Here is a 22113-nt window from a genome sequence, read left to right on the forward strand (position 1 = left end):
AACCCGCGCGACGTTTTGCGCCCCGGGTACCATCGACGACGATGGCCGGCGAGCCGTGGTGGTGGCTGCGCGAGGACGAGGCGCGCGCGCTGGGGCTCGGCGCGGGCGCGGTGCGCACCGAGCGCGGCGTGTTGTTCGGCGATCCGAGCGCACCGGTGCGGCTCGAGGTGATCGCGCGCGACGACGCGGCGCCGCTGAAGCTCGGGCCGATCTCGGTGCGGGTGTGGGGCGCCGAGACCAGCGATCGCGCGGTGGTCGCGCTGCTGCATCGTGTCGCGCGCACGCTGCACGCGCGGCGGGGCACCGAGTTCCGGCCCGAGGAGATCGCGAGGGTCGTGGAGGACGTCGACGAGGCGCCGCGACCCGCGGTGACGTTGATCGACGTGCCCTCGGTGTGCGCTCGTGCGTGCGCGTTCTGCGGGATCTCGAAGGTGCCGCACGCGATGCGCCGGCCGCGCGGAGACGACGCCGCGGTCGAGCGTGCGATCGCGGCGGCGACCGGCGCGGTGCTGTTCACCGGCGACGATGCGCTCTCGCATCCGTCGATCGAGCGGTGGATCGCGATGGCGCGAACGCCGTCGTTGGTCGGACCGCCGCGCGCGGGGCGCGAGCGCGCGATCGCGGCGCGGCTCACGAGCGCCGGGCTCGTGCGGTGGTCGAGCGGGATCTTCGGCGCGAGCGCGGAGGCGCACGACGCGATCGCGGGCGAGATCGGCGCGTTCGACGCGCTGCGCGATGCGTGCGCGGCGCTGCGCGAGGCGGGCATCGAGGTCGAGCTGATCACGCCGATGGTGCGGCCGACGATCGATGGGCTGGCGGAGATCGTCGCGCTCGGTGCGGCGTGGAGCGCACGTCCGGTGGTCGCGCAGCTCTACGTGCCCGATCCCAGCGTGGGCGATTCGTTCGACGCGATGGTCCCACCCTGGCGCGCGCTGCGCACCGCGATCGCCCGCGTCGATCGCGCGCACGCGACGATCGAGGGCGCACCGCCCTGCGTGCTCTCCGGCGCGCACCGCGGGACGCGCGTGGTGCTCGATCGATCGGAGGCGAGCACCACCTCGTACCCGAGCGCGACGTGCAGCGAGTGCCCGCTCCGCGCGGCGTGCCCCGGCATCGCGGAGAGCACGCTGCGCGCGGTCGGTCACGACGGGCTCGGCTCGTCGTCCTGATCGACGCGCTCCTCCCAGCGCTCGATCGCGCGGGTGATCGCGCGGAGCACGCGTGCATCGGGCGACGCTGCGTCGCGCACGTAGCGCACCGAGAAGCGCTTGGTGTGGGCGAACGCGGGCGCGCCGTCGCGCGGATGGAGCTCGACGCAGAGCTCGCCCCCGGGCCCGAACGCACGCAGCACGTGCACGTCGCTCTGGGCACGCGCGACGTCGCGCACGCCGAACGCCGGATGCGATGCATGCGCGAACACGCGGCGCAGCGCGCGCGTCAGCTCGGTCTCGTCCCGCACGATCGCGTGGCCGCGTCCGGCGCTCGGCGCGGGCTCGGCGCGGGTCGCGAGGGGGCGCAGCTCGGACGTGCCGTACGCCTCGGCGTAGGGGCCCTGCAGACCGCCGCAGAACGCGTCGTACGCGCACGACTTGCACGCGTCGGTCTTCACTTGTTGCGACCACTTCCAGTCGCGCTTGAGCACCACGAGGCCGCTCGTCTGCGCGACCTGGGTGGTGCCCGCTTCCTCGCTGATCCACGGCCCGAGATCGGGCGCGACGCACGCGGGAAAGCTCGTGAGGCGCACCAGCACGCCGGCGTCGTGCATCGTGCGCACCGCGTCACGCAGCGCGGGCACCAGCGCGTCGAAGCGCGGCACCAACGACGCGTACTCGGCGCGCGTCGCCGACTCGAACGCGCCGCTCGGCTTCACGGTGTCGAGCCCGACCTCCTCGGGGCGCAGCTCGGCGAGCAGGTGCGCGAGCTCGCGCAGCGACTCGGCGGCGTGCACCGTGAGCACGACGTTGACCTTCACCCGCTGTCCGAGCTCGAGCAGCCGCCGGGTGCCGCGCACCGTCTGATCGAACGCGCCGCGCGCGACCACCGACGCGTCGTGGGCCTCGGCGGTGCCGCCCTGGATCGACACCTGGAACCACGTGGCCTTCATGTCCGCGAGCCATCGCGCGCCGGCGCGCGACGCGGCCATGCGCGCGTTGGTGAAGATCGTCGTCGCCTGGTACCCGATCGCGTGCGCGTCGCCGAGGAGCTCGCCGAGATCGCGACGCACCGTGGGCTCGCCGCCCTGGAACAGCGCGCGTCGCGCGCCCTTCGCATACGCATCCTCGAGCTGCGTGCGGATGCGCTCGCGCGGCACGTGGGCGAGGCGTGGGCCCTGCTCCGCGTTCACCCAACCGGTCGTGCAGAACGCGCAGCGGTTGTTGCAGACGTCGGTGACGTGGATCTCGACCTTCGGCAGCGCGACGTCGTCGATCACGAGCTGCGCTCCGTCGCTCTCGCGGGGTCGGCGCGAGGTCGCAGCTCGGCGTCGCCGTGGCGCGCGAGGTACGAGGCGCGCACACCGTTGCACCGCGGTCGCAGCGTGCATCCGTCGCAACGCGGAGTGAACGTGCCGCCCTCGATCTCCGAGCTCTCGAGGCGGAACCGATGCCCGCTCGCGTCGTGCACCAGGAGGCCGAGCTCGGGGGCGAAGAAGCGCGCGCCCGCCGCGTCGTCGTCGATCGCGCAGGGCGGCGTGTGCAGCGAGGTCACGTCGGCGCCGCGGGTGTCGCGCACCGCACGCGCGACCTCGGCGATGCGCGGCTCCTCGGCGAGCGCGTCGTCGTCCCCGGGGGCCATCATCCAGAGGCGGAATCGCGCCACGCCGCGCGCCGAGAAGACCCGCACGATCTCGGGGATCATCGTGGTGGTCGATCGATAGACCAGCACGTCGCCCTCGACGTCGAGCCCGACGGCGCGCGCGTTCTCGATCCCGCGGCACAGCAGATCGAACGCGCCCTCGGTGCGCGCGAAGCGATCGTGGGTGGTCGCGTCGGGACCTTTGATCGAGACCGCGATCTCGGTGGCGCCGGCGTCGGCGAGACGACGCGCGACCTCGGGGTACGCGAGCATCGCGGCGTTGGTCTGGAGGCGCACCCGCGTGTAGCCCCGGGCGCGCGCCTCGCGGATCAGAGGCAGGAGGTCGCGGCGCAGCGTGGGCTCGCCCCCGCCGATCCACAGCTGGGTGATGCCCTGCCGTCGCCCGTCGATCATCGCGGCGACGAGATCGCGCGACGAGAGCGACGGGCCTCCTTCGTTCATCACGCCGCACCCGAGGCAGCGCTGGTTGCAGCGATAGTCGGGCGTGAGCTCGAGCCACTGCGGGCGCGCCGGCGTCGTCGCGACCGGAGCGGCGATCACCGCGCGGGCCGAGGGCGCGAGCGGCTCGCCGGGCACGATCAGGAGCGGCGACGACGCTGCGATCGCGGTGCGATCCCCGCGCGCCCCGACCAGCACCACCCGATCGCGCGCCAGCTCGATCGCGACCACCTCGTCGTGCGCGCCCCCGAGCGGACGTCGCGGCAGGTCCTCGATCGCACGCACCTCGAAGCGATCGCCGCGCCACGTCCCGTCGAGCATCGCGGCGCGCGCGTGATCGAGGAAGAGCGAGGGACGCGCGAGCGTGTCGCGGACCCACCGCGCGCCGCGCGCATCGATCGCGCCGAGGTGCGCCAACGCCTGCTCCGCGATCGCGATCGACCCCGCGCAGTCGGCGCTGCACGGATGGTGCGAGAGCAGCCGCACCGCACCCGTCCTCACCACACGCGCGTCGATCGCGCGCTCAGCGGTGCGCCGCAGCGTCGCGCGCTCGTTCTCGACGTTGTCGCGGCGATCGGCCTGGGCGAGGAACGCCTCGACGCAGCACGACGGATAGCCCATGCGGGCGCCCATCGCGCGGGTGTCGCGCGCGCGCTGCAGCGTGACGATCTCCACGAGATCGTCCTCGGTCCGCGCGACCGCGACGATCGCGTGGGAGCGCCCCTCGAGGTGCTTGCCGCCGCTCGCATCGAGGTCGTGGGTCTCGACCACCACGGCGGCGAGGCCCATCGCGCGATAGGCGCGGATCAGCCCGTCGACGTCGCGCGCCGCGACCCCTTCTTTCAGCAGCCCGCGCTTGTCGCCCGCGACCAGACGCTCGAGCTCGAGGTCGACGATCGCCGCGGCGCCGAGGGTCGACCCCAGCGTGCGCGGATCGAGGCCCCACGCATCGAGCACGTTCACCAGCGGCAGGTGCGCGACGTCGGGCGCGCTCGCGAGGCCGGGCCAGCGCAGCACGAAGCGCGTGGCGAGCTCGAGGCGATCGGCGTCGGGCAGCGTTCGCCATCGCTCCCGCAGGGCCTCGCAGATCACGAAGATCGCCTCGACGCGCGGATCGGCGAAGCGCCACGCGAAGCTCGCGTCGTAGCCCTGCTCCGCGGCGCGATCACCGCGCGTGGCGTCGAACGAGGGCGTGAGCAGCCCATCGGCCTCGGCGAGCGCGTGGAGCGGCGTGCGCGGATAGAGCCGCAGGCGGGTGCGTGCCGCGTCGGCGCGTAGCTCGTCGAACCCCACCTCGCGCATCATGCGCGCGTTGGCGAGCAGCGCCTCGGGCGTGGTCCACGGCGTGAACGCGACGAACCCGTGGGCGCGCAGCCGCCGGAACTCGAAGCTGCGCGGGAAGCGCGTCGCGAGATCGCGCAGCAGCGCGATGGCGCGCACGTTGTCCTCGGCGCTCGTGCCCTTGTTGAAGAGCACGAGGGTGTCGGGATCGAAGCTCTCGAAGCCGACGAGATAGACGTGCACCACGCTCCCGCTCGTCTCGGCGATCGTGCACGCCTCCGCGAGCTCGGCCTCGTGCTCGAGCAGCCAGTCGACGCGGCTCTTGATCAGGAGCTCGATCGCGCCGAGCCCGCGGTCCTCGGCGATCTCGCGGAACGCCCGCGGCAGGTGCGGATGCGGGCGCTCGTCGACGAGCAGCACCTCGAGGCGTCCCTCGGGTCGCGACGCGCGCAGCGTGCGGAGCTGCGCGAGCCAGCGTGTCACCGTTTCGTCCCCGTTCACCGCGGCGTAGGCGCCGGTGTTGTCGAGGCAGAACGTGCAGCCGCGGGTCTGCACCTTGTTCTCCGAGCCGGTCGTGCGATCGAGCGCGAGCTTCGCGAACGGCGCCTGCTTCGCCGCGTCCACGAGGTACGGGCAGCCCACCGCCGGGCCGCGGATCGCGGGGAGCGCGCCCGCGTGCTCGGGCTCGATCTCGTCCTTCGAGAGCACGCGCAGCGCGCGGATCTCCTTCGCGCTCGCCGGCGCCGGCGCGGGCGCGGGCACGACGTCACCGGCGAGCAGGGCGCGCAGGCCCTGCTCGTCGACCACCGCGTCGAAACGATCGTCGAGCGCGGCGCGCACCCCACCGGCGAGGCGCACCAGCTTCCCGCCTCGCAGCGCGGCGCGGAGGACGTCGATCATCTCGGCGTCCCACGCGCGCTCGAGCACCAGCGCGTCGAGCGCGCGCCCGCTCACGTCGCGCGCCAGCGACTCGAGGAACGAGCCGCGCTGCGCGGCATCGGCGGGCCACGTCGCATCGAGCCGCGCGACCTCGTGCCCCGCGCGCTCGAGCCGCTCCGCGATGCGCGAGAGGCCGCGATCTCCGAGGAACACATCGGATCGCGCACGGAGATCCAGCACTGCGATCTTCGACGCCACGACGCCCGCGATGATAGGCCGAGAACCGCCGGCACCACCATCCGTTCTCGGAGCACCCGCCCTGCCGCTCCGCTCTCACCCGGGCGCTGCGAGTACACGCGCACGGCGCGCCGCCTGGGCGAGGCCGGTCGCGAGCAGGACGAACCCGAGGACGATCGAGGTCGCGCCCCACTCGAACGAGCCGCGCGGCGCGACGAGCCAGCCGCGCTGGGCCGCGGCGTGCGCGGAGGTCAGCGCGATCGGCGCGAGCGGGATCCACGTGCGCCAGCGCCGCGCCGCGAGCACGCACAGGCACGCGAGCGAGACGTCGAGCACCAGCTGGTGCGCGGGCAGCCCGTGCGCGTGGTGGCCGAACGTCCAGAGCGCGACGTAGGTGCTCGCGAGCGCGCCGACGAGCAGACGACGGCGCGCGATCTCGGACGCGGGCCCGAAGCCGAGCGCGACCTCGTGCACCGCCTCTTCGTCGACGCTGCGATAGGGCGGCCGCGGCGCGCGCACGGCCTGCATGCGCTCGGTGGGCGCGCGCCACGCGCGGAGCACCAGCACGCACGCGACCATCAGCGCGACGCACCACGTCTGCCACGGTGCGATCACCATCGTGCCCGCGAGCGCGGCGGCGGAGAGACCCCACACCGCGCGCTCGCGCATCGCCCATCGCGTCGCGAGCAACGTCGCGACCGGCACCAGCGCGAAGAGCGACACGCCGAGCTCCGCGCCCCAGTAGAGAACGTGGGCGAGCGCGCCCGCGCCCCAGAGCGCCCAGGTGCCGGTGAGCGCGCGACGGCCGCGCACGTCGAAGCCGTGTGCGCTCTCGATGCGTCGCGACGTCCACAGCGCCGTCGCACCGAGCGCGAAGACCCAGAGCATCGTCAGCGAGGTGCGGCCCTCGAGCGCGGTGGCGCGGAAGAGCTGGGGCAGCACCGCGAGCCCGAGCGCGCCGATCACCGGCACCAGCATCGCCGAGCGCGACACCCGCAGCTCGAGCGCCCGCGCGAGCGCGACGAGCTTCACGACGAAGAGCACGAGCCACGTGCTCGACGCGGCGATCCCGGTGCCGCCGAGGAACGAGAAGATCTCGACCTGGAGCGTGGGATCGCACTGGTAGATCGCGGCGAGCAGCGCGAGCATCACCGCGGCGCGACGCTCGTGTCGGCGCCACAGGAACGCCGCACCGCCGATCAGCGCGAGCGCGTAGAGCTCGGCGATCGCGCCGACGCCGAGACCTCCGAGCGCGCTCACGCGCGCCATGTCGCGCGACACGAGCCAGAGCCCGCCGAGCACCAGCATCGCGCTGAGCAGGTAGACGGGGTTGTGCTCGAAGAGCCAGCGACGCAGCAGCGCGCGCAGCGCGTCCTCGTCGCGCTCGGGCTCGGGCTCGGGGGGTGAGACGAACGTGATCACGATGACCTCCTCGGGTGCGACGCGGCCCGAGCACGCGTGGTGCCAGCGCGAGATCCGATGCATCACGCGCTCGGCGCCGGCGCGGTCCTGCCAACGCGTCAGCGCGCTGCGGATCGGTGGTCATCGTGTCAGCCGTGTTGACGCGACGCGGATCGCCGGGCGAACGTGCTCCTCGCGCATGGCCTCGTTCCGCGATCCTCCGAACGCCGACGACGCAGCGCGCGAGCGACGGGTCGCGATCGCGCGCGCCCTGGTCGGCGCGCCCGCGCTGCCCCAGCCGCTGCCGCGCTTCGGGCTGACGCTCGTCGCGGTCGAGCCCGAGGGCGACGGGTTCGACCTGGTGCTCGGCGCACCCTCGCCGATCGCGCGCGCCCGGCTCGCGCCGCGCTCGCGCGAGCCCTTCGCGGTCGACGTGACGATCCGCGAGACCCAGCCGATCGCCGCGCGATATCGCGCCCAGACGACGGTGATCCGCGATCGCCTGGCGCGCGCGATCGACGACACGAAGTGGCGCGAGGCGCGCACCCACGCCGACGCGCTGAAGAAGCTGCCGACCGGGATCCCGCTCGGTCATTTCCGTCAGCTCATCGAGGGCATCGAAGAGCCCTCGGGGCTCGTGCGGATCGGGTTCGGGTGCAACCAGGACTGCGGCTTCTGCTGGCAGTCGCGGGACTGGCCCGGGTACGACGCGGCGCAGGTGCGCACGTGGATCGAAGATCTCCGCGCGCTCGGGGCGCGCCATCTGACGATCTCGGGCGGGGAGCCGACGCTCGATCGCGCGCTGGTCGATCACGTGCGGCACGCGCAGACGCTGGGGTTCGAGTCGATCGTGATCGAGACCAACGCGATCCAGATCGGCAAGCGCCCCGCGCTGGCGAGCGAGCTGCGCGACGCCGGGCTCACCCGCGCGTTCGTCTCGTTCCACAGCGGCGATGCGGCGGTCTCCGATGCCGCGACCCGCGCGCCCGGCACCCACGTGCGCACCGTCGCCGGCGTCCGCGCGCTCCTCGACGCGCAAGTGCACGTGATCCTCAACGCGGTCGTGACCGCCGACACCTTCGAGACGCTGCCCGAGCTGCCCGAGTTCATCTCGCGCACCTTCGGCACCCGCGGGCGCTTCGGCGGCGTGTCGATCTCGGTGCCGGTGCCGGCGTTCGATCACGAGGTCGCGCGCAAGGTCGTCGCGACGCCGGAGCAGGTGCGAAGCGCGCTCTCCGCGACCATCGAGCAGGCGGAGAAGCACGGCGTGCTGCTCTTCGGGCTCGATGGCCCGTGTGGCCCACCGCTCTGCGCGTTCGGCGCCGATCGGCGTGTCACCGATCTGTCCCCGAAAGGCCCGGTGTCGTTCCGGATCTACGTCGACGAGTGCCAGCGCTGCTCGGTGCGCGGCTCCTGTCACGGCGTGCAGCGCGAGGAGTACGCGCTCTTCGGGCCCCGCGCGGTCGCGCCGATCTCGTAGAATCGTCAGCCGCCGTGCGCAGTGAGCAGGTCCAGACGCACCTCCGGTGCAACCAGAACTGCACGTACTGCAACGCGCGCCGGACCACCGACGACCCGTCGTTCGTGCGGGCGAGCGCGGTCGTCTCGCGCATCGACGCGGCGATCGCGACCGGCGCGCGCGAGGTCGTGCTGAGCGGCGGCGAGCCGACGCTGCGTCGTGATCTCGCGTCGCTGATCACCGCGGCGCGGAGCGCGGGCGCAGAGCGGGTGGCGCTCGAGACCAACGCGACGGTGATCGACGCGGCGCGCGCGATCGAGCTGCGCGAGGCAGGGCTCGAGCGCGTGCTGGTGAACCTCGCGGGCGACGGTGCGTGGGTCGACGCGATCACCCGCGACCCCGGCGGATTCGAGGCGACGCTGCGCGGCATCGACGCGCTGCTCGCGGCGGGGGTGCGCGTCGACGTGCAGGCGCCGGTGATCCGCAGCACCGCGGCGCGGCTGCCCGAGCTGCCCGCGTTCGTGCGCGAGCGCTTCGGGGGACGGGTGCGCACGTTGCTGCTCACGGTGCCGGTGAGCGCGCCCGACGCGAGCGAGCTCCTCGACTACGACGCCGCGGGCCAGGTGGTGCGCGACGTCGAGCTGCGCGCGCGACGCGCCGACGTGGCGCTCAAGCTCGCGCCGGGGAGCGGTCCTCCGCCTTGCGTGCACGGCCGCGATCCTCGGGTGGCGCACCTCTACTCGCTGACGCCGGGCGCGTCGGCGCGCCGCGATCACGTGCACCTCGCGCCGTGCGAGTCGTGCGTCGTGCGTGATCGCTGCGCGGGCATCCCGCGCGCGGTGCTCGAGCGCGCGGGCGCGCCCTCGATGACGCCGGTGACCACCGATCGGGCGCGCCGTCGCCTCTCGCTGATCTCGACCGTCGAGGAGCAGATCGCGCGCGAGCTGGTCACCCCGAATCGCTACCGCGATCCGGTGCACGGCGACGTCGACGAGGCGCTCGTGCGCGTCGTCTTCCAGTGCAACCAGGCGTGCCGCTTCTGCTTCGTCTCGACGCACCTGCCCGCGGCCGAGAACGACGCGATCGAGCAGGCGATCCGCGATGCCGCGGCGAACGGCAAGAAGGTCACGCTCTCGGGCGGCGAGCCCACGCTGCACCCCGAGCTCGTGCGCTACGTGCGCCTCGCGAAGTCGCTCTCGAAGCTCCCGGTGCTGCTCCAGACCAACGCGATCCGGCTCGCCGATCCCGCGCTGGCGCGCGCGCTGCGCGAGGCCGGGCTCGACGAGGCGTTCGTCTCGCTCCACGGCGCGACCGCCGCGGTGTGCGATCGCGTGACCCAGGCGCCCGGCACCTTCGACAAGACGGTGCGCGGCCTCGACCAGCTCGTCGCGGTCGGGGTGAAGGTGCAGATCAATTTCGTCATCTGTCAGGCGAACCTGCACGAGCTGCCGGCGTGGGTCGCGCTGATCGCGGATCGCTGGCCGCGCGCGTTCGCGAACGTGTCGTTCGTCGCGCCCTCGACCGACGTGGTGCCGCGCGAGCACGCGCTGGTGCCGCGCTACGCCGAGGCGATGCCGGTGCTCGCGGAGGCGGTCGCGCTCGCGCAGGCGCGTGGTGTCGAGATCGGCGGGTTCGAGTCGATGTGCGGCGTGCCGCTCTGCCTCGTGCCGCGCTCGCTCGATCGCTACTTCGAGCTCTCCGAGGTGCCGCCGGGGTTCGATGCCGGCGAGTTCGTGAAGACCGATGCCTGCGCGCGCTGCGCGCTCGCGTCGCGCTGCTTCGGGATCCGCCGCGGCTACGTCGAGCTGCACGGCGAGCACGAGCTGCGCCCGGTCGGGTGATCAGAGGCCGCGGAGGATCGGCACGCTGCGCTCGGCGCGGGCGATGCGATCACGGAGCGCCGCGAGCACGCGATCACGCTCCGCCGCGAGCTCGTCGCTCGCCATCCGCGCCGGCTCGTAGAGCAGCACGTAGCGCTCGGTGCGGAACGGAGGCTCGAAGGGCACCGCGTCGGGCGGCGCGAGCACCGCGCGGAAGCGATGCTCGTCGCGGGTCAGCTCGATCGCGATCCGTCGGTCGTGCGGCGCGCCGATCTCGCTCACCGTCCAGCCCTCGATCTCGTTGCCGACCGCGAGCCCGTCGAGCACCGCGATCACGTCGCGCGGCGCGGGCGGCGGCTCGGGATCGTCGTGCCCCTGCGCCGGCACCAGGAACCCGCCGAGCGCGCGCGCCGAAGCGAGCGTCGCGTGAGGTGCGATCACGCCGAGCGTCGCCACGGTCGCGAGCGCGATCGCGGTCCACACGGCCGCGCCGCGCCGCACCGAGACCGGCGCCCATGCGAGCGCGCCGGCGAGCGCCGCCTCGTCGCGCGACACGTCGCGCCCGAGCGCGCGCGCGATGCGATCCCACGGCGTGGCGAGCACCACCGCGAGCACCAGCGGCTGCACGAAGAGGATGTGGCTGGTCGCCCAGATCCCGATGTGGAACGCGGCGATCGCCGCCGCCGCGAGCCGGCGCAGCCGCGGCACGACCAGCAACACCGCGCCGAGCTGCACCACGATCGTCGCGACCTCGAGCGCGCTCGCGATGCGCGGGCTCTCCGCGACGAACCGACCGAGCGCGTCGGGGAGCGACTCCGAGCCCACCTCGACGTGCGAGATCGCCATCATCCGGATCGTCGACGACGAGAGCCACTCCATGCCGCCGAAGCGCAGCTTGCTCGTCGCGGCGGAGAGGTACGTCGCGGCGAAGATCGCGAGCCCGCCCTCGAGCCCGTAGCTCGCGCGGCGCCACCACGCGCGCTGGGGTTCGTCGTCGCGCGTGGCGCCGATCGCCCACGCGTAGGCCTCGCCGAGCACCACGCCGAGGAGCACCGCGCCCATCTGGTAGAGCGTCTGGTGGTGCACGGTGAGCACCGACGCGAACGCCTCGAAGAGCACACGCATGGCGGCGAGCGCGACGAAGCCCGACGCGAGCTGCACGTCCGCGCGCAGCCGTCGCGCGCGACCGAAGAAGAGCGCGAGCGCGACCAGGGCGATCACCGCGATCGCGCCGAGCACGATCGGCGTGCTCGACACGAAGCACCCGAGCTCACGATCGGGCTGGCACTCCTTGAAGCGCCGCATCCATCCCGCGACGCCGGCGAGGATCAGCACTTCGATCGAGAGGATCAGCCAGAGCGTGGAGCGCCACGCGAGCAGCGCGATCGGCGGCACGCTCAGCGCTCCCGGCGCGCCCGGCACTGCGCGAGCACGCACTCGCGCACCTCGATCGGCGTGTCGCCCTCGCGCGCGTAGAAGCCGAGGCGCACCAGCACGACCGGATCCTCGCCCTCGCCGCGATGCGAGACGATGTGATCCTCGACGCGCGTCGCCTGCGCGGAGTACCCGGGATCGTCGCACTCGGGGTGGGCGCTCGAGCTCGTGTCGACGTCGCCCTCGCAGCGCCAGTCGACGTAGTCGAACGCCTCGTCGAGCGTGCCGTCGGCGCGGCGCACGACGACGCGGCTCGACGACTCCATCGCGCTGCGGAACATGCCGAGCGGGCTGATCGGGTACATCTCGCCGACGCCGTGGGCGACGAGCCAGTACCCGAAGACACACGCGGTGACGAGGTACGTCGCGGCCTTCGGGCTCGTCGGACCGGCGCTCACGCGCGAGACGATATCATCGCGAGCCGATGCACGTAGAGAACGCGATGGGGGTGTGCCCGGTCCGCGAGGACACCGAGATGCTCGCGGCCGCGGCCGCCGAGGAGGCTCCGGGGCGCGCGCTCGATCTCGGCACCGGCACCGGCTACGTCGCGGTGTACCTCGCGCTCCGCGGGTTCGAGGTCGACGCGGTCGACGTGAGCCCGCGCGCGATCGCGGCGGCGCGCGCCAACGCCGAGCGCAACGGCGTCGCGGTGCGCTTGTCGTCGTCGAGCCTCTTCTCCGCGGCCACCGGCACCTACGACGTGATCGCGTCGAACCCGCCGCAGCGCGAGCGCGAGACCGAGCTCTCGCGCCTCGTCACGAGCACGCTCCTCCGCAGCCTCACGATCTCGACCTTCCTGATGCGCACCTTGAGCCCGCTGCTCGAGCCACGCCGGCTCGGATTCCTGGAGCAGATCGCGTCGGGCGCGCTCGATCGCCTGCGCCCCGGCGGGCGCATCCTGCTCGTGATCAGCCCCACCGAGACCGCGCACCTGCTGGCGTCGCTGCCGCGCCTTCGGCTCCACGATCGCCGCCCGGTCCGCACGATCCCGGGCTTCGAAGTCGCGATCTTCACGCGCGCGTCCCAGTAGTGCTCGCGTCCTGGAACGGGCAGAATGTGGGCTCGATCGAAGCCGCATGCGCGCTCTCTTCCTCAACCCACCCGGCCCCGACGGAGTCCCCTACATCCGCGAAGGCCGCTGCGAGCAGAGGCTCTCGTCGTACGCGTACCGGATGCTGCCGATCAGCCTGCCCTCGACGGCGGGCGCGCTGCGCGAGCACGGGCACGTCGTGGAGATCCTCGACGCGTGCGGGCCGCGCGTGCCGGCGTCGTCGCTCGAGGGACGGGTGCGCGCGTTCCGGCCCGATCTCGTGGTCGTGAGCGTGTCGACGCCGACGTACTCCGCCGACCTCGAGACGATCGACGCGCTCGCGCGCTGGGTGCCGAAGGCGCACCTCACGGCGATCGGCGTGCACGTCACCGCGCTGCCCGACGAGGCGCTGCGCGCGTCGCGACTCTCGTCGGTGGTGCGCGGCGAGCCCGAGTGGACGGTGACGGAGCTCGCGGAGTGCCTCGCGCGGGGCGGCGATCCCTCCACCGTGATCGGCCTCTCGTTCCGGCGCGGCGACGAGATCGTGCACAACGGCGATCGCCCGTTCGACGGCGATCTCGACGAGCTGCCCGAGCCGGCGCGCGATCTGCTGCCCGAGCAGGACTACTTCCTGCCCGTCTTCAACAAGCCGTACACGCTCGTGGTGCCGACGCGCGGCTGCCCGCACAAGTGCACGTACTGCACGGCGCCCTCGTACTACGGCAAGAAGCTGCGGCGCCGCGCGCCGAAGCGGGTCGTCGACGAGATGGAGGCGATCGTCCGCCGCGGCGTGGTGAAGGACATCACGATGTGGTCCGACACGTTCACGCTCGATCGCCGCTACGTGATCGAGGTGTGCGACGAGATCGTGCGGCGCCGGCTCGACGTGCACTGGATGTGCAACTCGCGCGCGGACTGCATGGACCCCGAGCTCGCGCGGATCATGCGGCGCGCGGGGTGCGTCGGGATCTCGTTCGGGCTCGAGTCGGGCGTGCAGGAGATCCTCGATCGCGCGAAGAAGGGCACGACCGTCGAGCAGGGGCGCGCCGCGGTGGAGGCCACGAAGAGCGCGGGGATCTCGACGCTCGGGCACTTCATCCTCGGCCTGCCCGGCGAGACCCGCGAGACGGTGCGGCGCACGGTCTCCTACGCGATCGAGGTCGATCCCGACTGGGCGCAGTTCTACTGCGCGACCCCGCTGCCCGGGACCGCGCTGCGCGCCGAGGCGGAGCGCGAGGGCGCGCTGGTCGGCGGCGACTGGAGCGAGCTCGAGCTCCACCGGCCGAGCATGTCGACGAGCACGATGAGCGCGTCGGAGCTCGAGCGGCAGCGGCGCTGGGCCTACCTCGCGTTCTACGGGCGGCCGCGGGTGGCGCGACGGGTCCTCGGACGGATGGGCGTGCGCGACGTGCTGAAGCTCGGGCCGCAGGCGGCGAGCTTCGTGCGGTCGTGGGTGTGGGATGCGTGAGCGCCGCCGGGTGATCGTGACCGCCGACGATCTCGGGCTCTGCGCGGCGTGGGACGGTGCGATCTTCGAGGCGCTCGAGCGCGGCGTGGTGACGAGCGTGTCGATCGTCACGACCGGCGCGACCTACGACGAGGCGCGCGCGAGGCTGCGGGCGCGCGGGGCCACCGACGTCGGGGTGCACCTCGATCTGATCGCGGGCAGGCCGCTCTCGCCGGCGAGCGAAGTGCCCTCGTTGCTCGGTGCCGGCGGCGCGTTCCCCGGGACGTGGCGCGCAGTGTTCACGCGCGCGCTGGGCGGCGCGCTCTCGATCGACGAGGTCGAGCGCGAGTGGTCGCGACAGATCGAGCGCGCGATCGACGACGGGCTCGCGCCGACGCACCTCGACGCGCACTTCCATCTGCACCTCCTGCCGCGCCTCTTCGAGGTCGTGATCACGCTCGCCCGTCGCTACGCGATCGGCGCGGTGCGCCTGCCCGACGAGCGTCCCTCGCTGCGCGCGCTGCGGGCCGCGCCGAAGGTCGCGGTGCTCGACGTCCTCGCGCGCCGAGCCCGGAGGCGCGCGACGCGCGACGTCGAGCTCGTGCCGGCGAGGGCGATCGCCGATGCCGGCCGGCTCGGCCTCGCGGAGTGGTCGCGGGTGCTCGACGCGCTGGGCCCCGGGCCGACCGAGGTGATCGTCCACCCGGGCCAGTCGGCCCGAGAAGACACGGCGCTCCGGTCGCCGGCGCTGCGCGACGCGCTCGCGCGCCTCGAGCTCACGACGTTCGGCGCGCTGCGCACCGGCGATCGAGCGCAGCGCGCGAGGCTCGAGGCGGCCCGCGCATGAGCGCCCGGCCGCGGGTGCTGGTCGTCGTCCCGGCGCACGACGAAGAGGCGGCGCTCCCCGGCGTCCTGCGCGAGCTCCGCGCCGTCGCGGCGGCGCCGTGCGACGAGTGGTGCGAGCTCGACGTCGTGGTGATCGACGACGGATCGACCGACGGCTCGGCGCGCGTCGCCGAGGCCCACGGCACGCACGTGATCCGACACCCGGTCAACCGGGGCTACGGCGCTGCGCTCTCGTCGGGCTATCGCCACGCGCTCGAGCGCGGGCACGATCTCGTCATCACGCTGGACGGCGACGGACAGCACGACGCGTCGCAGATCGTCTCGCTGCTCCGCGCCGCGCGCGGCGCCGACTTCGTCGTCGGCTCGCGCATGCTGCGGCCCGGAAGCGCGCCGCTCTCGATCCCGCGGCGGGTCGGGATCCACCTCTTCGCCGCGCTCGGCCGCGCGATCAGCGAGCTGCCGATCACCGATCCGACCAGCGGCTTCACCGCGGTGCGCCGCCGCGCGCTGCCCTTCCTCATCGAGCACACGCCGCGCGACTTCCCCGATCTGAACGTGCTGATCGCGCTCGAGCGCGCGAGCTTCGTGGTGTGCGAGGTGCCGGTCACGATGCGCCCGCGCCGCAGCGGCCGCTCGATGAACCACGGGCTCGCCCCCTTCTTCTACGTCGCGCGGATGCTCTGGTACGTGTACCGCGAGCGCCGCACGGCGCGCGCCGCCGTCGTCGTCGAGGGCGAGGCCGAGCGCGCTCAGGCGAAGTAGAGGACGGTGTCGCCGGGTCGGTCGAACATCAGGAACCCGCCCATCGTCCAGCGCGTGCGCGGGCCACGCACCCAGTCGACGCGGTGGAGGTAGCGGCCGCCGTCGAAGATGAGCACGTCGCCCGCGCCGGGCCGCACCTCTTGCCACTGCGACTCGTGGAGGATCGCGCCGACGTTCGAGCGCTCGTCGGACAGGATGTGCTCGGAGCCGACGTTCGCCCACTTGAGCGAGTAGATGATCAGCCCGCCGCCCGCCTCGGGCTCCTGCAGCGTGAGGAAGAAGCTCAGCTGGTCGTGGTCGTCGACGAACGAGTTGAGGTGCCGGTACGAAGGGCGCCGGTACATCTCGTTACCGCAGTGCGGCGCGAGCTGCCCGCCCGGCGGGAGGATCCGGATCGTCGCGGGCGTGTAGGGACGCCCGTCGCCGTAGTGCGCGAGCTGCACGCGCCGCCCGCCCGACATCGAGCGGAAGAGCGTCTCCACCCGCTGCTCGAAGGGCGCCATGCCCTCGAACACCGGGAGCGTCTCCTCGCGGAAGCGCGTCGCCGCGTCGAGGTACTCGGTGAGCTCGGGATCGCCGCCCTCGAGGCAGAGCCCGAGGAAGTACGAGCGCTGGTTCGCCGGCAGGTGCATCAGCGGGAAGCGCTCCTGGCTTCGCTCGAGGCGGCCCACGACGCGCGCCATCTCTTCCTTCGAGTACACGCCGCGGATCACGAGCCCGCCGCGCTTGCCCGCGTAGATCTCGCGCAGCGCGTCGGGATAGCGGTGGAGGTCCGCGACGTCGATGAAGTCGAAGGGGATCACCGGACGATCGGGCGGCGCCTGCTTCGCGGGATCGAGCGGCGGCGCCTCGTGCACGACGACGTAGGGCTGGGACGAGGTGAAGGCCTCGCTCGGAGCGGGCTCGGGCGCGGATCGGGGCGCTCCGTCGAGGAGCGTGGCGAGCGCGGCGCCGTCGTCGTGGTGCTTGAGCCACGCGACGAGCCGATCGAGCAGCGCGACGACGCCGCGGCCGAGCGCGGGGTCGACCGGGTCGTGGGCGAGATCGATCTCGCCGACCCGCTTGAAGCGCGGCGCCTCTCCCGCACGCCAGAGGCGCACACCGACGCTCGTCGATTCGTGCACGAACGTGGCGAGGACCTGCGGCCCGCCGACGACGCGATCGTGCGAGAGCTCCGCCGCGCGGAACGTGAAGCCGACGACCTCGCGCCCCGCGTTCAGCCCCCACCGCGAGAAGAGCTCGCGGATCCGCTCGTTCGTGGGCGCGCCGACCTGCTGCTGTTCGCTCTGCACCATGTTCTCCCGATCCCGTTCAGATCACGTCCGGCCGCTCGTTGCGCTTGCGAGCGAGCTGCACGAGGCCCTTGCGGCCGTCGAGCGAGAGCGAGCCGTCGTCGTGCGCGGCGATGCGCTCGCACGCGGCGCGCAGGAGGCGCTCCATCGCGCCGCGCTCGTAAGTCCCGCTGAGCTGCGTGTAGAAGACGTTGAAGGTCCTGGTGCGCGCGAGCGCAGGAGCGGCCTCGTCGCGCGCCGCGAGCACGAGCTCCACCGTCGCGCCTCCGCCCGCGAGCGCGAGCGTGTAGCGCGCCTGGTTGCGGTTGAGCTGCACGCGCTCGACGCGGCCCAGCGCCTCGGGCAGCCCGCGGAGGAGCGCCTCCCACGCCGGATGCCCCGAGGGCCCGCGCGGCTCGCCGGGCGGCGCATCGGGACGGGCGTCGATCGCGCGGGCGCGCGGCGACCACGGGCGCGAGCGGGGCGCGGGCGCGAGCGTGTCCTCCTCCCAGCCGTGCTTGCGCACGTAGTCGTGTGCGAGGCCGAGGCACTCCTCGGAGTGCTCGCAGAGCGCCTCGTAGAGGCACGCGAAGCGCGGGAACTCGTTCCAGAAGCTCTCGACGATGATCGTGTCGGGCTGCGAGTTGTCGAGCGTGTCGCCGTGCGCGCCGAGCAGGCAGCGCGGCACGTACTTGGTCACCGCGCGGATCCCCGACGCGGCGCAACGATCGAGCGCGGCGCGGAGCTGGGGCATGAGCTCGCCGAGCGGCGCGATGAGGCCGCGCTCGTCGGCGTGATCCTCCATCGGCAGGTAGTTCCAGAGCTCCATCTCCGACACGCCGTGGGCCCGCGCGAGGTCGACGATCCCGACCAGCGCGCCCGCGTTGGCGCGGTGCAGCACGGTGTTGGTGATCCGACGGACCGGGTGCGTGGCGAGGTTCGCGAGGCCGGCGATCACCTCGTCGAAGCTCCCGCGCCGCTGCGAGATCGCGTCCTGGAGCGCCGCGGTGTCGCCGTGCAGCGAGACGAAGAACTCGTCGATCCCCGCGTCCACCAGCCTCGCGGTGAACCCGGGATCGGCGAGCTTCCGCCCGTTGGTCTGGAGGCGCACGTGCTCGAACGCGCCGGAGCGGCGCGCGACGTCGACGAACTCGAAGAGCGAGCGCTCGAGCGTGACCTCGCCGCCGGTGAAGACGACACGATCGTACTTGCGGCTCCGCAGGTTCTCGTCGGCGATCTTCGCGAAGCGCTCGAGCGGCACGCCGCGGTAGTGGTTCATGCCCTCCTGCACGATGCAGAAGGTGCACGCGCTGTTGCAGTGGAAGTCGACGGTGACCGCGAGATCGCGGAAGCGCGTGGGGTGCACCTGATCGCGCAGCGCGGCCGCCGTCACAGCGTCCCGTAGTAGCTCGACTTCGTCATCACCAGCGAGCCGTCGGGGAGCATCGTGTAGTCGACGCCCACGTCGAAGCGCAGGTGATCGAGCTCGCCGCGGTGGCGCTCCACGAACTCCACGATCTCCGCAGGGTACTCCATCGCGCGCAGGAAGAAGAGGAGCTGTCCGACGTCGATCCCCGAGTAGTACACGGCGTCGGCGAAGCGCTTCTTCGCGACGCACACGCGGTTGCAGTCGACGAGCTCGGGCCAGAGCACGCGCGAGAGCGGCACGCGCGCGTGGTCGACGAGCACGCTCTGCCGGATCTCGTGGAGGACCTCGCGGATCTCGGTCTTCGGGTGGAGGAACCGATAGACGTTGTCGAGCTCGGCGCCCGCGGCGCTCAGCTTGTACGAGCGGCCGCCCTGCACCTCGTGATAGCGGAGATAGAGGTTGAGCACGTGGACCGTGCTGCCCTCGGCGCTCCGCGGGTGGAGGTCGAACGAGAACATGAAGTGCGGAGCGCTCGGGGGCGGGCGCAGGTCGAGCCGGATCCACGGCGCGATCGCGTCGGCGATCGCGGGGACGCGCGCGCGGGTGTCGGGCGCGAGCTGATCGTAGAAGTAGAGCTCCCACCACAGGCGCCCGTGCTGGTGCTTCACGCCGAACACGGTGGCGTCGCGCCCGGCGGTGCGCTGGATCGCGGCGAGCGCGGCGTCGAGCGAGGGCGGCGCGCCCGCGACGTCGAGGCTGTTGGCGAGGAGCGCCTCGCTGCGCAGCTTCCCGCGGGGATCGCGCAGCGGGTCGTAGGGCTGGAGGCAGTAGTCGAAGAAACGATCCTCGTCGGTGATGCGCGGCAGCGCGCGCGCAGCGCGGCTCACGAGCGCGCTCCTTCGGATCGCACGCGCGTCCAGGGCGGCGGCGGGCTCTCGTCGACCTCGCGCGCGCCGTCGCGCTCGGCGGCCCGCAGGCGCTCGGTGAACCAGTCGACCAACGCGTCGAGCGCACGCGCCGCGGGCTCACCGCGGCGGACCCGCACCGAGACGGCGTGGCGCTCGGTCCGCCGGATCGCGCGCGCGGCGTGCTCGCTCGGCTCGACGTACACGCCGAGCTCGACGCCCTCGTAGCGGAAGACCGCCGCCGGCTCGAGGGCCTCGGGCGCGCGGCTGCTCCCGCGCGGCTTGCAGTAGAGCGTCCAGGATCCGTCGCTCAGCGAGACGCCCATCGAGCGCGGCGGCGCCGGGGCGAACGGGAGGACCGACACGATCGCGCGCTCGTCGTAGCCCGGGAGCGCTCGCACGCAGCGCCAGGCGCCCGCCTGCGGCTCGCGCAGCGCGACGAAGAAGGCGCGCGCCCGCAGCGCGGCGCCGTCCAGGTCGAACGAGGCGACACCACCGGCGTCCGCACCCTCGCCGCGCGCCGCCGCGGCGAGCGCCGACGCGCGAGCGCCGAGCCCGCGCGCCAGCTCCAGCGCGTCCGCCGACTGCAGGTAGAGCTTCGTCTCGACGCCGCCGTCGGCGCGCGCGTTGAGGCCGATGACCGCGGCGGGCTCGTCGGGCGGCGCGCCGGGCGCGAGCGCGGCGGCGAGGCGCGCCCGCGCGTCGCCGGAGGCATCCGACGCGTTCACGTAGAGCTTGAGGCAGCGCTGGGGGCCGCCGCCGCGGAGGTCCCACCCGACGATCAGCGGCACGCGCTCGGCGCGCGCGAGCTCGAGCCAGCGGCTCGCGACCTCGGGCACGACCACCCCGAGCGCGCGCGCGATCGGCGCGAGGAGCGCGGGGTCGGCCTGCTCGATCATCATTCGGCCCGCGCGCAGCGCGCCACCGTCCTGGCAGCGCACCGAGGTCTCGTACGCCGACGCGTCGCGCACGTGCAGCGCGAGCGCCGCCGCGAGCCCGTCCTGCGCGCCCAGCTCCGCGGCGACGCGAACGGCGAGATCGGCGGCGGCGCTGCTCACCACGGCGCGGGCTCTCAGCTCCAGTAGAGAACGCGCGTGTGGTCGCGATCGAACGCGAAGAACCCGCCGAGGGTCCAGCGCGTCCCCGAGCGCACCTCGGAGACGAGGTGGTAGTAGCGACCGGCGTCGAACACGAGCATGTCGCCCACCCCGGGCCGCACCTCGACGCAGCCGCGGGCCGCGAGGATCGGACGCGCCCGCTCGGGGCCGCCGAGCTCGTGCAGGATGCGATCGCCGCCGTCGGTGCAGTCGGTGCTGAACACCTCGAGCACGCCGCCCTCTTCGGGCAGCGCGACGGCCACGTAGAAGCTCATGATCGTCGCGACGTCGAGGCGCGGCAGGAGCTGCTTCATCGACGCGTAGCGGGTCGTGCCGTTCTCGTAGTGGAGCGGCAGCGAGTCGCCCTCGACCAGCACCCGGATCGACGCCGGGAGATAGCCGCGCCCCGCGTCGTCGCGCGCGACGTCGACCGGCAGCCCGCCGGCGATGCGGCCCATCACGTGCTCGATGCGCGCCTCGAGACCGCCCGCGGGCGCGAAGAGCTCGCGCGTCGAGTCGCGGAAGCGCTGCGCGCCGTCGAGGTAGTCGCGGAGGTCCTCGGAGGCCATCACGAGCGGGCTGCCGAAGAGACCGCCCTTGAACGTCGGCGCGACCGCGCGCGGCACGCCCTCGAGGCGCCCGACGTTCGCGACGACCTCCGCCATGTGCGCGCTCGCGAACGCGCCGCGCACGACCACGCCCATGAGCCGGCGCCGGTAGATGTCGGCGATGAGATCGGGGTGGCGCTCGAGCTCGTCCACGTCGAGCGTCAGCACCTCGAGGGAATTCGCCGCCGCGTGATCGATCGCAGCCATGATCGCTCAGCTCCAGTAGTGCAGCGTGAGGCCGTCGCGCGAGGGCGCGACGAAGCCGCCCAGCGTCCAGCGTGCGCGCGGTCCGCGCACCTCGTCGACGCGGTGGTAGTGCCGGCCTTCCTCGAAGAGCGCGACGTCGCCCACCGCCGGCCGCAGCCGGAGCCGGCGCCGCGCGCCCAGCTCCTCGTGGGCGCGCTCGCGCCCGAGCCGGTGATCGAGCTCGGCGATCAGCGGGTCGCCGAAGCACACGTCGTACACGTCGAGCGCGCCGCCCTCCTCGGGCATCGCGAGCGGCACGAGCGTGCTGATCTCGCCCGCGGGGTCGATGACCTGCGTCAGGTGGCGCAGCGCCGGGAAGCGGTGCGTCTCGTTCCCGCAGTGCAGGTCGACGACGCCGCCGGGCTCGATGACGCGCACCGTGGCCGGCGCGTAGGCGCGGCCCTCGTGGCTCGGCGTGCTGACCGCGCGGCCGCCGCCGAGCGCGGTGAGGAGCTCGCGCAGGCGCGTCTCGTACGTCGGCTCCTCGCCGAACGCCGCCGCGAGCGCGCGGCCCATCGACGCCGCGGCGTCGAAGTACTCGTCGAGCGTCTCGCCCGCCATGCGCAGCACGCGGCCGTAGGTGCGGCCGCGGAAGGTGTGCGACTCGAACACCGGCGCCGAAGCGTCGCCCTGGAGCCGCGCGATCACCCGCGCGAGCTGCTCCCGCGGGAACACGTTGCGCACCAGCACGCCGAAGATCTCGCGGCGCAGGATGCGATCGACGCAGTCGCCATGACGCTCGATCTCCGAGGCGTCGATCTCGAGCATG

General features: G+C 73.5%; 18 protein-coding genes. 7 read left to right on the forward strand and 11 right to left on the reverse strand.

Annotated elements, in window-relative coordinates:
- The first annotated feature begins 41 nt into the window (after nucleotides 1-41).
- Nucleotides 42-1169, forward strand: coding sequence for a radical SAM protein (locus I5071_RS31275; RefSeq protein WP_236516921.1), 1128 nt, complete (start codon nucleotides 42-44; stop codon nucleotides 1167-1169).
- Here I5071_RS31275 and I5071_RS31280 read toward each other — a convergent pair.
- The 3 genes from I5071_RS31280 to I5071_RS31290 all read right to left on the reverse strand — a co-directional run bounded on the left by I5071_RS31280 (nucleotide 1142) and on the right by I5071_RS31290 (nucleotide 7134).
- Nucleotides 1142-2431, reverse strand: a complete 1290-nt coding sequence (locus I5071_RS31280) for a radical SAM protein (protein WP_236516922.1) — start codon at nucleotides 2429-2431, stop codon at nucleotides 1142-1144. The two genes, I5071_RS31275 and I5071_RS31280, sit on opposite strands and share 28 nt — an antisense overlap.
- A complete protein-coding gene (locus tag I5071_RS31285; protein WP_236516923.1) occupies nucleotides 2428-5670 on the reverse strand; it encodes a radical SAM protein in 3243 nt (1080 codons plus the stop codon). The genes I5071_RS31280 and I5071_RS31285 overlap by 4 nt, the downstream gene beginning before the upstream one ends.
- Before the next feature lie 75 nt (nucleotides 5671-5745).
- On the reverse strand, nucleotides 5746-7134 hold the full coding sequence (locus I5071_RS31290; protein ID WP_236516924.1) for a hypothetical protein: 1389 nt from the start codon (nucleotides 7132-7134) through the stop codon (nucleotides 5746-5748).
- Between the two features lie 115 nt (nucleotides 7135-7249).
- On the opposite strand from I5071_RS31290, the gene I5071_RS31295 reads away from it, so the two are divergent.
- Nucleotides 7250-8530: a radical SAM protein gene (locus tag I5071_RS31295; RefSeq protein WP_236516925.1), complete on the forward strand. Its 1281-nt coding sequence runs from the start codon at nucleotides 7250-7252 to the stop codon at nucleotides 8528-8530.
- A gap of 14 nt (nucleotides 8531-8544) precedes the next feature.
- Nucleotides 8545-10350, forward strand: a complete 1806-nt coding sequence (locus tag I5071_RS31300; RefSeq protein WP_236516926.1) for a radical SAM protein — start codon at nucleotides 8545-8547, stop codon at nucleotides 10348-10350.
- On the opposite strand, the gene I5071_RS31305 is transcribed toward I5071_RS31300, so the two are convergent.
- On the reverse strand, nucleotides 10351-11766 hold the full coding sequence (locus I5071_RS31305) for a hypothetical protein (RefSeq protein WP_236516927.1): 1416 nt from the start codon (nucleotides 11764-11766) through the stop codon (nucleotides 10351-10353). It lies immediately after the preceding gene.
- Nucleotides 11727-12161, reverse strand: coding sequence for a hypothetical protein (locus tag I5071_RS31310; protein WP_236516928.1), 435 nt, complete (start codon nucleotides 12159-12161; stop codon nucleotides 11727-11729). Before I5071_RS31310 ends, I5071_RS31305 begins: the two co-directional genes overlap by 40 nt.
- A gap of 26 nt (nucleotides 12162-12187) precedes the next feature.
- Between I5071_RS31310 and I5071_RS31315 the strand changes: the two genes are divergently transcribed.
- Genes I5071_RS31315 through I5071_RS31330 form a run of 4 tightly spaced genes read left to right on the forward strand, consistent with a single transcriptional unit; the run spans nucleotide 12188 to nucleotide 15848 of the window.
- The gene (locus I5071_RS31315) at nucleotides 12188-12793 is read left to right on the forward strand and encodes a class I SAM-dependent methyltransferase (protein WP_329611093.1); all 606 of its coding nucleotides are present in this window, start codon (nucleotides 12188-12190) and stop codon (nucleotides 12791-12793) included.
- A 46-nt stretch (nucleotides 12794-12839) separates the two neighbouring features.
- Nucleotides 12840-14261 (forward strand): B12-binding domain-containing radical SAM protein, encoded by a 1422-nt coding sequence (locus I5071_RS31320; protein ID WP_236516929.1) that lies wholly within the window; start codon nucleotides 12840-12842, stop codon nucleotides 14259-14261.
- Nucleotides 14254-15087 carry a carbohydrate deacetylase gene (locus I5071_RS31325; protein ID WP_236516930.1) on the forward strand — a complete coding sequence of 278 codons (834 nt, stop codon included), beginning with the start codon at nucleotides 14254-14256 and terminating at the stop codon, nucleotides 15085-15087. The genes I5071_RS31320 and I5071_RS31325 overlap by 8 nt, the downstream gene beginning before the upstream one ends.
- Entirely contained in the window at nucleotides 15084-15848 is a 765-nt protein-coding gene (locus I5071_RS31330; protein WP_236516931.1) for a glycosyltransferase family 2 protein, read from the forward strand. The genes I5071_RS31325 and I5071_RS31330 overlap by 4 nt, the downstream gene beginning before the upstream one ends.
- On the opposite strand, the gene I5071_RS31335 is transcribed toward I5071_RS31330, so the two are convergent.
- Genes I5071_RS31335 through I5071_RS31360 form a run of 6 tightly spaced genes read right to left on the reverse strand, consistent with a single transcriptional unit; the run spans nucleotide 15836 to nucleotide 22112 of the window.
- Nucleotides 15836-17143 carry a 2OG-Fe(II) oxygenase gene (locus tag I5071_RS31335; protein ID WP_236516932.1) on the reverse strand — a complete coding sequence of 436 codons (1308 nt, stop codon included), beginning with the start codon at nucleotides 17141-17143 and terminating at the stop codon, nucleotides 15836-15838. The genes I5071_RS31330 and I5071_RS31335 overlap by 13 nt on opposite strands.
- A 16-nt stretch (nucleotides 17144-17159) precedes the next feature.
- The gene (locus I5071_RS31340; protein WP_236516933.1) at nucleotides 17160-18512 is read right to left on the reverse strand and encodes a radical SAM protein; all 1353 of its coding nucleotides are present in this window, start codon (nucleotides 18510-18512) and stop codon (nucleotides 17160-17162) included.
- Nucleotides 18509-19375 carry a hypothetical protein gene (locus I5071_RS31345; RefSeq protein WP_236516934.1) on the reverse strand — a complete coding sequence of 289 codons (867 nt, stop codon included), beginning with the start codon at nucleotides 19373-19375 and terminating at the stop codon, nucleotides 18509-18511. Before I5071_RS31345 ends, I5071_RS31340 begins: the two co-directional genes overlap by 4 nt.
- Complete coding sequence (locus I5071_RS31350; protein WP_236516935.1) at nucleotides 19372-20451, reverse strand: hypothetical protein; 1080 nt, start codon at nucleotides 20449-20451, stop codon at nucleotides 19372-19374. Before I5071_RS31350 ends, I5071_RS31345 begins: the two co-directional genes overlap by 4 nt.
- A 14-nt stretch (nucleotides 20452-20465) precedes the next feature.
- Nucleotides 20466-21305 carry a 2OG-Fe(II) oxygenase gene (locus I5071_RS31355; protein WP_236516936.1) on the reverse strand — a complete coding sequence of 280 codons (840 nt, stop codon included), beginning with the start codon at nucleotides 21303-21305 and terminating at the stop codon, nucleotides 20466-20468.
- Between the two features lie 6 nt (nucleotides 21306-21311).
- Nucleotides 21312-22112, reverse strand: a complete 801-nt coding sequence (locus I5071_RS31360) for a hypothetical protein (protein WP_236516937.1) — start codon at nucleotides 22110-22112, stop codon at nucleotides 21312-21314.
- Between the last annotated feature and the right edge of the window lies 1 nt (nucleotide 22113).

Source organism: Sandaracinus amylolyticus, from assembly GCF_021631985.1.
GTDB lineage: Bacteria > Myxococcota_A > Polyangia > Polyangiales > Sandaracinaceae > Sandaracinus > Sandaracinus amylolyticus_A.